This window comes from Dankookia sp. P2 (assembly GCF_050632255.1).
Taxonomy (GTDB): Bacteria; Pseudomonadota; Alphaproteobacteria; order Acetobacterales; family Acetobacteraceae; genus Paracraurococcus.
Window position 1 is genome coordinate 4,123,731 of sequence record NZ_CP192581.1, and the last position, 12,459, is coordinate 4,136,189.

At 74.4% G+C, this 12,459-nt stretch carries 16 protein-coding genes and 4 pseudogenes; 13 read left to right on the forward strand and 7 right to left on the reverse strand.

Annotated elements, in window-relative coordinates; all coding sequences use genetic code 11:
- The first annotated feature begins 355 nt into the window (after positions 1-355).
- The 6 genes and pseudogenes from ACQ86J_RS24380 (at position 356) to ACQ86J_RS24405 (ending at position 4,032) form a co-directional block, all read left to right on the forward strand.
- Positions 356-1,282: a hypothetical protein gene (locus ACQ86J_RS24380; protein WP_431267557.1), complete on the forward strand. Its 927-nt coding sequence runs from the start codon at positions 356-358 to the stop codon at positions 1,280-1,282.
- A gap of 276 nt (positions 1,283-1,558) precedes the next feature.
- Positions 1,559-2,047 (forward strand): glycosyltransferase, encoded by a 489-nt coding sequence (locus ACQ86J_RS24385; protein WP_431267558.1) that lies wholly within the window; start codon positions 1,559-1,561, stop codon positions 2,045-2,047.
- Positions 2,044-2,337 (forward strand): hypothetical protein, encoded by a 294-nt coding sequence (locus ACQ86J_RS24390; RefSeq protein ID WP_431267559.1) that lies wholly within the window; start codon positions 2,044-2,046, stop codon positions 2,335-2,337. Before ACQ86J_RS24385 ends, ACQ86J_RS24390 begins: the two co-directional genes overlap by 4 nt.
- Before the next feature lie 60 nt (positions 2,338-2,397).
- A pseudogene (locus ACQ86J_RS24395) lies at positions 2,398-2,685 on the forward strand (hypothetical protein); the annotation flags it as partial.
- A 22-nt stretch (positions 2,686-2,707) separates the two neighbouring features.
- Positions 2,708-3,658: a DUF6212 domain-containing protein gene (locus ACQ86J_RS24400; RefSeq protein ID WP_431267560.1), complete on the forward strand. Its 951-nt coding sequence runs from the start codon at positions 2,708-2,710 to the stop codon at positions 3,656-3,658.
- Positions 3,598-4,032, forward strand: coding sequence for a hypothetical protein (locus tag ACQ86J_RS24405; protein WP_431267561.1), 435 nt, complete (start codon positions 3,598-3,600; stop codon positions 4,030-4,032). Before ACQ86J_RS24400 ends, ACQ86J_RS24405 begins: the two co-directional genes overlap by 61 nt.
- 30 nt (positions 4,033-4,062) lie before the next feature.
- On the opposite strand, the gene ACQ86J_RS24410 is transcribed toward ACQ86J_RS24405, so the two are convergent.
- The 5 genes and pseudogenes from ACQ86J_RS24410 to ACQ86J_RS24430 all read right to left on the reverse strand — a co-directional run bounded on the left by ACQ86J_RS24410 (position 4,063) and on the right by ACQ86J_RS24430 (position 7,536).
- The gene (locus tag ACQ86J_RS24410) at positions 4,063-4,290 is read right to left on the reverse strand and encodes an ATP-binding protein (protein WP_431267562.1); all 228 of its coding nucleotides are present in this window, start codon (positions 4,288-4,290) and stop codon (positions 4,063-4,065) included.
- A complete protein-coding gene (locus ACQ86J_RS24415; protein WP_431267563.1) occupies positions 4,287-4,571 on the reverse strand; it encodes a hypothetical protein in 285 nt (94 codons plus the stop codon). The genes ACQ86J_RS24410 and ACQ86J_RS24415 overlap by 4 nt, the downstream gene beginning before the upstream one ends.
- Positions 4,572-4,875: 304 nt before the next feature.
- Positions 4,876-5,181 (reverse strand): 50S ribosomal protein L28, encoded by a 306-nt coding sequence (gene rpmB / locus ACQ86J_RS24420; RefSeq protein ID WP_431267564.1) that lies wholly within the window; start codon positions 5,179-5,181, stop codon positions 4,876-4,878.
- Positions 5,182-5,291: 110 nt separating this feature from the next.
- Positions 5,292-5,558, reverse strand: coding sequence for a hypothetical protein (locus ACQ86J_RS24425; protein WP_431267565.1), 267 nt, complete (start codon positions 5,556-5,558; stop codon positions 5,292-5,294).
- 96 nt (positions 5,559-5,654) lie between these two features.
- A pseudogene (locus ACQ86J_RS24430) lies at positions 5,655-7,536 on the reverse strand (ABCB family ABC transporter ATP-binding protein/permease).
- An 815-nt stretch (positions 7,537-8,351) separates the two neighbouring features.
- Between ACQ86J_RS24430 and ACQ86J_RS24435 the strand changes: the two are divergent.
- Positions 8,352-8,534 (forward strand): annotated as a pseudogene (locus ACQ86J_RS24435) (septal ring lytic transglycosylase RlpA family protein); the annotation flags it as partial.
- 205 nt (positions 8,535-8,739) lie between these two features.
- Here ACQ86J_RS24435 and ACQ86J_RS24440 read toward each other — a convergent pair.
- Both ACQ86J_RS24440 and ACQ86J_RS24445 read right to left on the reverse strand, forming a co-directional pair.
- A complete protein-coding gene (locus tag ACQ86J_RS24440) occupies positions 8,740-9,108 on the reverse strand; it encodes an MYG1 family protein (RefSeq protein WP_431272515.1) in 369 nt (122 codons plus the stop codon).
- A 101-nt stretch (positions 9,109-9,209) separates the two neighbouring features.
- A pseudogene (locus ACQ86J_RS24445) lies at positions 9,210-9,728 on the reverse strand (MYG1 family protein); the annotation flags it as partial.
- Positions 9,729-10,008: 280 nt separating this feature from the next.
- Between ACQ86J_RS24445 and ACQ86J_RS24450 the strand changes: the two are divergent.
- From ACQ86J_RS24450 to ACQ86J_RS24475, 6 genes are all read left to right on the forward strand, one after another.
- Positions 10,009-10,413, forward strand: a complete 405-nt coding sequence (locus ACQ86J_RS24450; RefSeq protein WP_431267566.1) for a Rap1a/Tai family immunity protein — start codon at positions 10,009-10,011, stop codon at positions 10,411-10,413.
- Positions 10,414-10,429: 16 nt separating this feature from the next.
- Positions 10,430-10,558: a hypothetical protein gene (locus ACQ86J_RS24455; protein WP_431267567.1), complete on the forward strand. Its 129-nt coding sequence runs from the start codon at positions 10,430-10,432 to the stop codon at positions 10,556-10,558.
- Positions 10,559-10,566: 8 nt separating this feature from the next.
- Positions 10,567-10,716, forward strand: coding sequence for a hypothetical protein (locus ACQ86J_RS24460; protein ID WP_431267568.1), 150 nt, complete (start codon positions 10,567-10,569; stop codon positions 10,714-10,716).
- 14 nt (positions 10,717-10,730) lie between these two features.
- Complete coding sequence (locus ACQ86J_RS24465; RefSeq protein ID WP_431267569.1) at positions 10,731-11,384, forward strand: hypothetical protein; 654 nt, start codon at positions 10,731-10,733, stop codon at positions 11,382-11,384.
- Positions 11,385-11,507: 123 nt separating this feature from the next.
- Positions 11,508-12,089 carry a hypothetical protein gene (locus ACQ86J_RS24470; protein WP_431267570.1) on the forward strand — a complete coding sequence of 194 codons (582 nt, stop codon included), beginning with the start codon at positions 11,508-11,510 and terminating at the stop codon, positions 12,087-12,089.
- Positions 12,086-12,454 (forward strand): hypothetical protein, encoded by a 369-nt coding sequence (locus ACQ86J_RS24475; protein ID WP_431267571.1) that lies wholly within the window; start codon positions 12,086-12,088, stop codon positions 12,452-12,454. Before ACQ86J_RS24470 ends, ACQ86J_RS24475 begins: the two co-directional genes overlap by 4 nt.
- The last annotated feature ends 5 nt before the right edge of the window (positions 12,455-12,459 follow it).

Consider the following 12,459-nt stretch of genomic DNA (forward strand, 5'->3'; position numbering starts at 1 on the left):
GCACCTGCCGGCGGCCGGCTTCCTCTACCGCCGCCGGCCCGAGAGCATGCTCTCGGCCGCGGAGCGGCAGCGCGACCACCTGCTGCGGCTGCTGCGCGAGCGCCACGCGCCGCTCGCTGCGCGCCGCGCGCGCTGGCGGCGCTCGAAGCCGCCGAGGCGCCGCGCTTCGCGCTGTTTGAGGTCGACCGGCCGGGCGTCGGCCTCTTTCTCGACCCGGCGCGGGCCGGGACGGTCGAGGCGCCCGCCTTCCGCCGGCGCCTGCTGGCGGCCGGGCAGGCGCCGGGCGCGGTGCATGCGCCGGCGATCTGCCTCTTCGCCGAGGCCGAGCCGCTCGGCCTGCTGCGCGACCAGGGGCTTGCCCGATGCTGCTTGTGGTGGGCGGAGGCGGCTGCTGCGCGACCACGATCTGGTGGCGCTGGAGATCGTCGCGGCGGACCGGCCGGAGCTTGGCCTTCGAGCAAGCCGAGGAGCCGGACGCGGCGATCGTTGGCAGCGGCGCATCCTGCTGCTGGGCAGCGAGCGCCTGCTGCGCTTGCCGCCGACCCGCTCCTCGCCCGAGCTGGTGAGCCTCGATGGCGAGGTGCCGCTGCCGCGCATCGCCCGGCTGCGGCTCGGCCTCGCCCGGCCCGGTGCCGGCGGCCGGCACCGGGGCGCTGCGGCTGCTGCAGGCGGAGATCGCCGCCCTGGCGAAGCTCCGCGCGGCGACCGCCGGCCTGCCCGGGCCGTGGCGGACCGATTGGCGCGGCCGGCGCAGCGGCATGGCGGCCGAGGCCCGCGCCGCCATCGGCCTCGGCGCCACGCTGCCCATCCTGCCGGCGGCGGGGAGCGCGACATCGGCTTCCTGCTGCCGCTGTTCGCCTTCGCCGGGTTGGAGAAGGTGGTGATGCGCCAGGCGCAGGTGCTGCGGGCGCGCGGCTGGCGGACGCGCCTGGTTGTGGCGGGCGCCCTGCGGATGGATTGGGGCCGGAGATCACCGCCTCAGCTTCGACAGCGTCACGCTGTTCCAGCGGGCCTCGGCGAGGACCGGCTGGGATCGACACCGGCTATTTCGGCGGCATCACCTCCCGCATGGGGGCCGATCCGGCGGCGGCGGATGCGACTCGACCTGCTGGCGCAGTGCGATGCCGTGGTCAACACCCATGCGGTCGGCTGCCACGCTGGTCGCGCCGCTGCGGCGGCTCGGGGTCAAGGTCTTCGGCGCGCTGCACCTCAGGTGGAGCGCACGCCCTGGGACGAGCCGCATGGCAACCCGCATGCGCTGGCGGCCTACGAACATGCCTGATGACGGCGTGCTGGTGATCTCCGAGGCGCTGCGCCGCTGGTGCATCGAGCCAGGGATTGCCGCGCGACAAGCTCGTGCTGGTGCGCAATGCGCCGGGCTAATGCGACGGCGCCCAGGCGCATCGCCGAGGCGCTGGAGGCGCGCATGACGAGGAGGGGCCGTTGCGCGTGCTCTTCCTCGGCCGGCTCGACGTGCAGAAGGGGATCGACCGGCTGGCGGCGACGATCGCCGCGACGCGCGGGCCGGATGTGGCCTGGCGCGTGGTGGGACGCCGAGGTGCTGGCCGACGGCGCCCGGCCGCTGCTGGAAGTGCCGGTCGAGCCGCCGGTGCAGGACCCCGCCGCACTCGATGCGCTCTATGCCTGGGCCGACCTGCTGGTCCTGCCCTCCAGCTTCGAGGGCGTGCCGCTGGTGATCATCGAGGCGCAGCGGCTGGGCTGCGCCGTCGCCGCCACCGATGTCGGGGCGGTGGCCGAGGTCGTGGCGGACGGGGCGGACGGCGTGCTGGTGCCGGCCGGGCTACCGGAGGAGGCGATCATCGCCCGCTTCGCCGCGACCATCCGGCGGCTCGCCGCCGATCGCGCCGCGCTGCGGGCGATGGCCGCCGCTGCCGCATCCCGGGCCGCGGCCCTGGACTGGGAGACATGCATGCAGGATTTCCTCGCCCGGCTGGACGCGCTGGTCCCGGGCGGCGCGCCGGTGCCGGTGATCGAGGATGCGGCGATGCATGCGCCGGCCTGGATCGCGCCCGGGGGCATGCCATGACGCCGATGGTCGCCCCGGGCCAGCTTGCCGCGCTCTGCGACGGCCGGCCGAAGCTCATCCTGCTGCCCGGCGTGGCAGCGCCCGAGGCGCTGGCGCTGCCTGGCCTGGCGCAATGGGCCTTGGCGGCGGACGGGCTGCTGCATCCGCCGGGGGCGCCGGCCGGGGATCCCGGCATTCCGCTGCGCCGCGCCCGGCCAGGTGCTCGGCATCGTCGCGCCGAGGCGCTGCCGCGGCGGCCCCGCTGCTCGGCTGGTGGCGGGAGGCGGCGCCCCAGGCCGTGCCGCCGGTGATCGAGGGCCGCCACCGGCGCCGCCGCCCTGCCGGCGCTCGCCGCCCGCGCTGTCGCGGCGCTGGCCGCCAGCGCCGAGGAAGGCATGGCGGCGCAGCAGGGGCTGGCCGCGCTGCGGCAGGAGCACGCGAGGCGCTGCGCGTCTCCCAGGCCGCGCTGCGCCGCGCCGCCCTGCACCTGCAGCCGCCAGCGGTGCCGATCCTGGTCGCCTCGGCCGAACCTTCCGCCGGCGGGCACGCGACGGCGGCGCAGGGAGGGTCGATTGGCGCTCGGCCAGGCGCTCGGGGTGAAGCTGGAGGGGCTGGCCGCCATCGCGCTGCATTTGAGGGAGGCGCTGGCAGGGGTCGAGGCGGTGCTGCGGGTGCGGCTCTATGGCGCCGAGAGCGGCCGGATCGCCGGCGCCTGGGTCCTGCCCGGGCGATCGCTGGCGGCGAGGCTGGCTGACGCTCGACCTGCCGGAGCCGATCGGGCCGCTGCGCGAGACCGCCTGGCTGGAGGTGAAGGCCGAGCTGGAGGCCTTCGACCGGCTGGCGCTGTCGCTCGGCGCCGAGCCGGTGGCGCCGGGCAGCGCCGTGGCCATCGCCGGGAGCGGCGGGGAGGGCCGGGCCCTCGCCTGCGCGCTATGGACCGCGATGCCGGGGCGGCGGCTGGTGCAGTCGCCCTATTGGGATGGCGAGGCGATCGGCCTGCCGGCGCCGCCGACCGGCGCCCCGGCCGAGCTGCCCCAGCAGATCTGGAACGCCGCCCGCATCCCGGAAGGCCGGGTGGAGCGGGTGGCGATCGGCAGCCAGCCGGCCCGGCTGGTGGCCAGCCTGGCGCCCGGCGAGCAGGCGCTGGTGGTGCTGCCGGCGGTGCCGCTGAACGGGCTGGACCTGCTGCAGGCCGAGCTGGCGGTGGCGCTGGGGGATGCCGCCTGGCTGCAGGCCGCGCTCTGGCTGCAGCCGGAGGGGACGACGATCGGCGCGGTGGCCGAGCTTTCCACCACGGCGCCCGGGGCGCGCTGGTCCGGCTGGCATGACGGGGTCTTCGCCGATGGCACCTGCCGGCTGGCGCTCGGCCTGCCGCCCGACCCGCCGCGGCGGGCGGTGGTGGCGCTGGTGCTGCGCAATGCCGCGACGGGTCCGGAGGAGGTGCTGCGGGTGGAGGTCGCCCGGCTGTTCGGCACGCGCGCGGTGCAGCCGCCGCCCGAGGCCGCCCGCCGCGCCCCGCCGCCGCTGCGCATCCTGCCCGGCGCCCCGGCCGAGGCGCGGTCGCCGCCGCGGTGCGGCTGCTGGAGCGCTACCTGGTGCCGGGCGGCAGCTACCGGCATATCGACCTGCTGATCGAGGGCGTCCGCGCCGGCGGGCATGCCTGGCCGCGGCTGCGCTGCAAGCTGGCGGTGAACGGGAGCGTGCCGTCGCTGGAATTCCGGCTGCGGCCGGACTGGCCGGTGCTGTTCGAGACCTGGCCGCCGGGGCCATCGGATGCCGCCGGCCCCTATATGCAGCTGACCGAGGCGGCGCTGGCCGGCGGCTTCGCCGCGACCCTGGCGAGCGAGCGCGACCGGGCAACCCTGGCCACCATCCTGCGGCTGCTGCCGGCGGTGGTCACGACCGCGGCGCGCGACGCCACCACCGACCCGGAGGAATATGAGCGCTGGATCGCCAGCGCCCGGCAACTGGCGGCAGCGGTGACGCTGGTGGAGGCGGCCGGCTAGCTCCGGCCATGGCCGTCCCCCGGCAGTCACTCAGGCGGCCAGCAGCCTGTCCCGCGGCAGGGTCAGCCAGATCCGGCCGCCGATGCCGGGCAGGGCTTCCAACGCCAGGCTGCCGCCATGCGCTTCCACCAGCGACCGGGCGATCGCCAGGCCGAAGCCGAGGCCGCGCGTGCCGGCCGGCGCCCCGGCGGCGAGGTCGGCGGCGGGCAGGCCGGCGCCTTCTTCCTCCACCACGATCGCCAGCACCTCCTCGGTCACCACCGGGCGGAGGTCGATCTGGTCGCCCTCCAGGTCATGCGGGCGGCGCGTGCGAGGATCTGGGTGAGGGCGCCATGCAGGGCGCGGCGGTCGGCCTGCAGGATCAGGCCGGCGAAGCCGCCGGCCAGCCGCCAGTCCCGCCGCCCGGGGCCGAGCCGGATGGCGACCTCCGCCACCGCGTCTTCCAGCAGCGGCACGAGGGGCAGCAGTTCCGGCGCGAGGCGGCGCGGCCCGGACTCCACCGCCAGGTATTCGGCAATGTCGTCCGACAGCCGCAGCATCTGCTGCGCCGCCGCGGCGACCTCGAGCCCCCGGGGCCTCCGGCAGGCTGGCGGACTGGCCGAGCAGGGCGAGGCCCGGCCCCTGGAGTTCCTGCGCCACCAGGCCGAGGCAGCGACCGCGGCCTTCCGCCTGGCGACGGGCGGCATCCGCCGCCGCCTCCGCCGCACCGAGCGCGCGGGCGAGGCGGCGGCTGCGCAGCATGGCCAGGGCAAGCAGGGGCGAGAGGAGGAGGCAGGCAAGAAAAAGCCGGGCATGGGCCCGGCTTCTATCGGTCTCGGGGTTAAGGAAGCCTTGTGCGGCGGCTCAGGCCGCGGCGGAGGCCGCCTTCTTGGCCTGGGCGCGGGCGATGCGGCGCTTCAGGACCTGGGCTTCCTCGGGCAGGTTGCGGTTCGGCGTGCCGAGCAGGAAGGCGTCGAGGCCGCCATTGTGCTCGATCGTGCGGATGCCGTTCACCGACAGGCGCAGCTGGATGCTGGTCGCCAGCACGTCGGAGAAGAAGGACGTGTCCTGCAGGTTGGGCAGGAAGCGGCGACGCGTCTTGTTGTTGGCGTGGCTGACGTTGTTACCCGTCAGGACGCCCTTGCCGGTGATGCCGCAGCGGCGGGCCATGATGCTAATCCCGAAAACAGCAGCGCGCGGCGGTGGCCGCCACGCGCGGGTGGTCGATGAAGGTTGCGGCGTATGGCCCGCGGGGCGGGCAGAGTCAAGCGCGGCGGAGGTTACTGGTGCTGGCCGCCGCCCGGCAGCTGGTCGCGCATCTCGCGCAGCTCGCCGCTTTCCACCGACATCAGCGCGTTGCGCAGCACGCCGGCGATGGCGCGGTCGTCCATGGTGCGGGCCAGCAGGCCGAGCGCGCCGCCGAGCAGCGCCGAAGCCACCGAGACCGGCGCGATCTTCTGGTCGATCATGTATTCGATCGCCTTGTCCACCACCGAGCCGGCATGGCTGAGGTCATCCGGGGCCACGCCCTGGGGGTCGAGTTGCATGCAGCGCCCTCCTGTCCGGGTGCAGATAGGGCGGGCCGGGCCAGCGTGAAACCCCCGCCGGCGCGGCGCAACCCAGCGTTGCGTCCAGCGGGAGCGTCAGCCCGGCGCGGCGACCGCCGCGGCGCGGCCGACCCGCGGCTGGTCGAGGTCGGCGGCAACCTGGGCCGCCGCAGCGGCCTCCGCCATGGCGACCGCTTCCGACTGGCGCCGCCACATCTCGGCATAGAGGCCATCGGCGGCGATCAGCGCGGCATGGGTCCCGCGCTCGGCGATGCGGCCGTCCTGCAGCACGATGATCTCGTCCGCCTCGACCACCGTCGACAGGCGATGGGCGATAACCAGCGTGGTGCGGTTGGCGGAGACCTGGCGGAGCGCCGCCTGGATCTCCTGCTCGGTCCGCGTGTCGAGCGCGCTGGTCGCCTCGTCCAGGATCAGGATGCGCGGGTCCTTCAGGATGGTGCGGGCGATGGCGACCCGCTGCTTCTCCCCGCCGGAGAGCTTCAGGCCGCGCTCGCCGACCATGGTGCGGTAGCCATCCGGCAGGCGCATGACGAAGTCGTGCACCTGGGCGAGCCTGGCGGCCTGGATCACCTCCTCCTCCGAGGCACCTGGGCGGCCATAGGCGATGTTGTAGCGGATGGTGTCGTTGAACAGAACGGTGTCCTGCGGCACCACGCCGATCGCGGCCCGCAGGCTGTGCTGGGTGACCCGCTCGATCGGCTGGCCGTCGACCAGGATGCGGCCGCCCGTGGTGTCGTAGAAGCGGAAGAGCAGGCGGGAGATGGTGGACTTGCCCGCCCCGGTCGGCCCGACGATAGCCAGGGTCCGGCCCGGCGGCACGGCGAAGGAGACGCCCTTCAGGATCTGCCGGTCCGGCCGGTAGGCGAAGCGGACATCCTCGAAGGCCAGCGCCCCGGGGCCGGCGAGGAGCGGCGTCGCGTCCGGCGCGTCGGCGACCTCCTGCGGCTCGCCCAACAGGGTGAACATGGCCTCGGTGTCGGTCAGGCCCTGCTTGATCTCGCGGTAGGCGAAGCCGAGGATGTTCAGCGGCAGGTAGAGCTGGATGAGGTAGGTGTTCACCAGCACGAAGTCGCCGACCGTCATCCGCCCGCCGATCACGCCCTGCGCCGCCAGCAGCATCACCCCCGTGAGCCCGAGCGCGATGATCGCCGCCTGGCCGCTGTTCAGCATGTTCAGCGTGGTCTCGGACCGGACATAGGCGGTCTCGTAACGGGTCAGGCTGGCGTCGTAGCGGCGGACCTCATGGTCCTCGTTGCCGAAATACTTGACCGTCTCGTAGTTCAGCAGGCTGTCGATCGCCTTGGTGTTGGCGTCCTGGTCCTGCTGGTTCATCTCCCGCCGGAAGCGCAGCCGCCAGTTGGTGAACATCAGGGTGAAGGCGACATAGAGGCCGATGGTCAGCAGGGTGACCGCGGCGAAGGAGAAGTCGAACATCCCCCAGAGGATGCCGGCGACGAGGAAGATCTCGAGGATCGTCGGGATGATGTTGAAGAGCAGGAAGTTGAGCACGAAGGTGATGCCGCGCGTGCCACGCTCGATCACGCGGGACAGGCCGCCGGTCTGCCGGTCCATGTGGTAGCGCATGGACAGCGCGTGCCGAGGTGGCCGAAGACCGAGAGCGCGATGCGCCGCGCGGCGCGGGCCTGGACCTTGGCGAAGACGGCGTTGCGCGCAGCTCCTCGAACGCCGAGGACGCCATGCGCAGCAGGCCGTAGCCGATGACGAGCGCGACCGGGATGGCGAGCATCGCGCCGGGGCCGGATTTCGGCGCCAGCGCATCGACGGCGCGGGCATAGACCAGCGGGACCAGGACGTTGGCGGCCTTGGAGGCGACCAGGCAGGCGACGGCGACGACGACGCGGAGCCGCAGGCCGGGCTCCTTGGCCGGCCAGAGCCAGGGAGGAGATTGAGCAGGGTCTGCCGAGTGGCTGCGTTCGGCGGCCTGGTTGGTGCGCAAGGCAGGGGGCTCTCCGGGGGCGGCACCAGGAGATAGGGCGGAATGGCGGAAGGGGGAACGGGGCCGGGTGGCGGGCAGGGGGCGGGGGCACGGCCGCAAGGGGGATCCCTGGTCCAGCTTCGGCCGCTAACCGGCCATCGGGTGCAGGCGCGCAGGCGCTTGGGCCGGGGTCGCTCCGCCGGCATTCGCCGGATCGTCCGGATCCTGAAGACGATGCCAATCCGGCCCGCGGATTGACGGGGCCGGATCAGGACATATAGACCTCGCGCGGTGACACTTTGTAGAATACGTGCTGCGGCTGGTATTGAAGTAATATCGTCCTATCGATTCGCTGGGCGATCTTCTCTGGATGCGCAACGCGGCTTCAAGATTTGCGCTCTTGCCGCAAGACCATTGCGATCTGTTGCGATGCTCCCGATCGCTTCCGCTATGGCGTGGCGGGCGGGATCTATGATCGAGGACCAGACCGAATGGCGACTTGCCTCTGTCGTAACACCTTGAAGCGGACCCGCTTTTCCATCCGGATGTTCCGCCGGGCGCCACGGGCGAGGCTGCGGCACGCCCTGGTATCCGCGCGACGCGCGGTCGCCGGCGGCGCCGCGCTCGGCCTCGCATCCCTGGTGATCGGCTGTGCCCCGCACCCGGCGGAACTGCCCGTCACGGACCTGGCGGCGGCCGCGGCACCGCAGGCCAGCGCGCCGCCACCGGGCACCGAGGCGGTGGTGGGCGCGGCCGGGACGGAATGGGTGCGCCCCGCCGGATCGCCCCAGCGTGGCCAGGCCTCCTACTACGGTCCGGGATTCACCGGGCGGAAGATGGCGAATGGCCGCCGGTTCAATCCGCGTTCCGCCGTGGTCGCTCACCGCACGCTGCCGCTCGGCACGACCGTCCTGGTCAAGAACCTCAGCAACGGGCGGGCGACGACCGCCACCGTCGAGGATCGCGGCCCCTATATCCAGGGCCGGATCGTCGACCTGACGCCACGGCTCGCCGAGCATCTCGGGATGGTCCGGCAGGGCGTGGCGCCGGTCGAGGTCATGCCGGTCGAGGTGGCCGAGGCGCCGGAGCCGCGGGACGTCCGAGCGGCGGCGGAGGCGAGGCGGGCTGCGCTAGCGGGGCCAATGCCGCCCCGGCGGCGAACCCGCGCCCGGTCCCGGATCCCGCGGGCGGCCGCCCTGGTGGTGCGGCGCTTCCGCCGCCGCCTCAGCCCGCCATCGCCAACCGTGCCATCGCGACCGCTCCCTCCCGCGACTTCGCCGCGCCGACGAAGCGCCGCAGATGCACGAAGACGGCATCCGCCACGCCGGACCGCTCCGCCAGCGCCGCCGCCTCCAGCCCCGCCCAGTCCGCCGGCAAGGGCAGGCGCTGGTCGAAGGAGCCCGGCTCGGGCGGCATCGTGTCCACCATCCAGTTGCCGTTCGAGGCAGGGGAGATGGTGAAGAGCACCGGCAGGGCGTGGGCGAAGACCACGTTCTTCCACGGCATGCCGCGGTCCAGCACCAGCAGCCGCGGGTCCTCGCCCGCCCGGTGCGCCGCCAGCACGCTGGCCTCGGCCGCGCGGCGCGCCCGCATCTCGTCCACCCGGCGGCGCAGCACGCCGGCGGGCGAAAGCCGGCCGCCTCCAGGAAGGCGGCGTCGCCGGCGGTGGGGCCGGACCCCGCAGGGTCGTCCCAGGTCGGGTTGAACTCGCCGACCAGCGTCGCCAGCCCCAGCGTGTCCCGCCGGGCATCGGCCACGCCGTTGTCGATCTCGTCGATCCGCCGCACCAGGCCCTCGTCGAGCTCGGCGGCGATGGCGGCGGCGAAGCCCTCGGCACCGTGCTCGCGCAGCAGGGCGGCGACCGCTTTCTCGCCATAGGCCTGCCAGACTAGGCCGGCCGAGGAGAAGGGCGTGCCGTCGGGCCGCAGCGGCGCGCCGCGCTGGTGGTGGTCGAAGCGGTTCGCCGCCGGGTCGAAGGCGAAGCCGACATCCCAGACGATGTGGGCGGTCTCGAGCAGCTCGGGCCTGCGGGTGCGCCGCAGCTCATGGTCGCGGCCGGGCTCCGCCAGGCCGAGCGCCGCGCAGAGCACCGCATAGGCGAAGACCTCGTCGCAATGGAACTTGCCGCCATGGGTCGCGAGGATGGGCAGCGGCGGGGAGCGCGTCATGCGTGAATCGTCCGATCGGGCAGGGGCGCCGCCGATGCGGCGCATTCGGGCGGCTGCCTAGCCCGGCCAGCCCGCCGCGTCGATGCCGGCGCCTCCCGGGCGATTCGAGACGCAGGGCACAGCCCTGGAACACCCTGCAAGATTGCTGCGCCCCTGCACCGAAGACTAGCGTCGCCACCGCGGGCGGCAGTCTTGCATCGGCGGCAAGGGCGGGCATGGCGAAGGCGCCAGCCGGCCTGAAGGCAACCTGCCCCAGGGCCTGGCGCATGCGCCGGGTTCGGGGGATGCCCGATGCGGCGCCCTGCAGGCGGGACAGGAGATTGGGATGCGCCAAGCGATGTTCGCAGCTGCCGCGGCGGCAGCCCTCTTGATCGGGCAGCCGGTCGCGGCCCAGACGCCGGCCCGCGGGATCACCACCGCCACCCTTGCCGAAGCCTGCGCCAGCGAGGCGCGCGAGCCGGCCGGTGCCGTCGCCGTCGGGTTCTGCCGCGGCTTCATGGCCGGCGCCGGCCAGTACCACCGGGAGATGTCGTCCAACCGCACGGCGATCTTCTGCCTGCCCGACCCCTCGCCGAGCTTCGATGCGGCGCAGGCCTCCTTCGTCGCCTGGGCGAAGGCCAACCCGCAGCTGGGCGGGGAGCAGGCGGTGGACGGCATGCTGCGCTGGGCGGCTGCGACCTATCCCTGCCCGGCCGCGGCGGCGCCCGCCCCGCGCTCCACCCGCCGCTGAAACCGGAGGATCCACCGTGACTCAGCGTCTCCTCACCGTCGGCCTCCTCGTCGCGAGCCTCGCGCTGCCGGCCTGCGCCGACCTCGATCCCACCACCCAGCGGACCATGACCGGCGCCGCGGGCGCGCGCCGGCGGCGCTGCTGATCGGCGCGATGGCGGGCAATGCCGGGCTCGGCGCGGCGATCGGTGCCGGCGTCGGCGGTGCCGGCGGCTTCGCCTGGGACCGCCACCAGCAAGCCCGGGAGCGGTCCTTCCAGCAGGGCGTCGCCGCCGGGCGCGCCTCCGCCCCGCCGCCGCGCTGAGGCCGGGCGGGCGCATGCCCTCCCGCCTTCGCAGGGCGCGGGCCCTTGGCCTCGGCGTCCTTGCGCTGATCGCCGGCGGCATGCCGGCCGCCCAGGCCCAGACCGCCGCGAGCGACGCCGCCACCATCGCCGAGCTGCGCCGCCAGCTCGACGACATGCGCAAGCGGCTCGAGCAGCTCGAGACCCGCGCCGCCCGCCGCCCGCCGGCCATAGCGGCGGCGCCCGCACCGGCGCGCGCCGCCCCACCGGCCGAGGCGCGCGCGGTGCAGGACGCCGCGCGCGAGGCCCGCGCGGCCGCCGACCAGGCGCGCGCCGCCCAGCGGGAGGCGGAGCAGGCCCGTCAGGCCGCCTACGCGGTCACCGCCCCGGTGCAGGGCCTCGACGCGCCCGAGCCGATGGGCCGCCAGGACTTCGTCGGCGAGGGCGGCGACGCGCTGCGCGCCGACCTGCCCGGCATCGCCTTCCGCGTCCCCGGCGCGGACACCCAGAATTCGGCTCTACGGCTTCGCCAAGCTCACCGCCTTCACCGATGCCAATGGCCGCAACCAGACCGATGCACCGGCGCCCGCGCTGATCCCGCTGACCGGCAGCGCGGCCGACCGGCAGGGTGGCGAGATTCGGCATGGGCGCCCGGTTCAGCCGCTTCGGCGTCGACACCCGCACGCTGACCGGCTGGGGCACGCTGGAGACGCGGCTCGAGGGCGATTTCGGCGGCGGCTCGCCGACCTCCTCCAAGCGCCGTCTTCCGCCTGCGGCAGGCCTGGGCGGAGCTCGGCACGCCCGATTTCCGCGTGCTGGTCGGCCAGGCCAACAGCCTGTGGAACGAGGGGCTGTTCGAGACCATCATCGATGCGACCAACCTGAACCAGTCCTTCGTGCGACAGGCGCAGCTGCGCGTCACCGGCCGGCTGGCACCGGGGCTGACCGGCCAGGTCTCGCTGGAGGCGCCGGAGACCAGCTACGTCTCCGGCACCGGCCTGTTCAACCCGGGCAGCACGCTGAACAACGGCGCCAGCCCGGCCTTCAACACCTGGCCCGACCTGCTGGGCCGGTTGACCTATGCCGATGCCGGGTGGGAGTACGGGCTGCGCGGGATGCTCCGCAACCTGACGGTCGAGACCGCCGGCACCGCCGCTGCCGGCGGCCGGCGCGACGCCACGGCCTGGGGCTTCGCCGGGCATGTCCGGATGCCGCTGCGCGTCGTCTCGCCCGGTTTCGGGGCGGACGAGCTGATCGGCATGGCCTTCTACGGTGAGGGCATCGGCCGCTACTTCTTCGGCAATACCGGGGGCAGGACGCTACCTCGAGATCTCGGCCTCGCCTCCGCCGCGCAAGGGCTGCGGCTGGACCCGCTGCCGGCCTGGGGCGCATGACCGCCGCCTGGCGCCGCTTCTGGCTGCCGCAGCTGCGCAGCAGCTTCGCCTATTCCTATGCGCGGCAGGACTACCCTGGCTATGCGCTGGACTACGCCCCGGGCTCCGCTGCCGCCCTGTCGCTGAACCAGGAGCTGCACCAGGCCTTCGCCAACCTGATCTGGAGCCCCTTCGCCGAGGAGCGCAACGGCGGCGTCTCGAACGGCTGGCTCGACATCGGGCTGGAATACCTGTTCACGCGGCGCGACCTGTCTCGGCGGCGCCGCGGCGCTGGACCGGGCGGCGTCGGGCATGGCATTGCCAACCGCGTCCTGATGGGCGCCGTCGCCCGATTCTGGGGCGGCGGGCCGGATCGCGGCGCCTGAAAGGA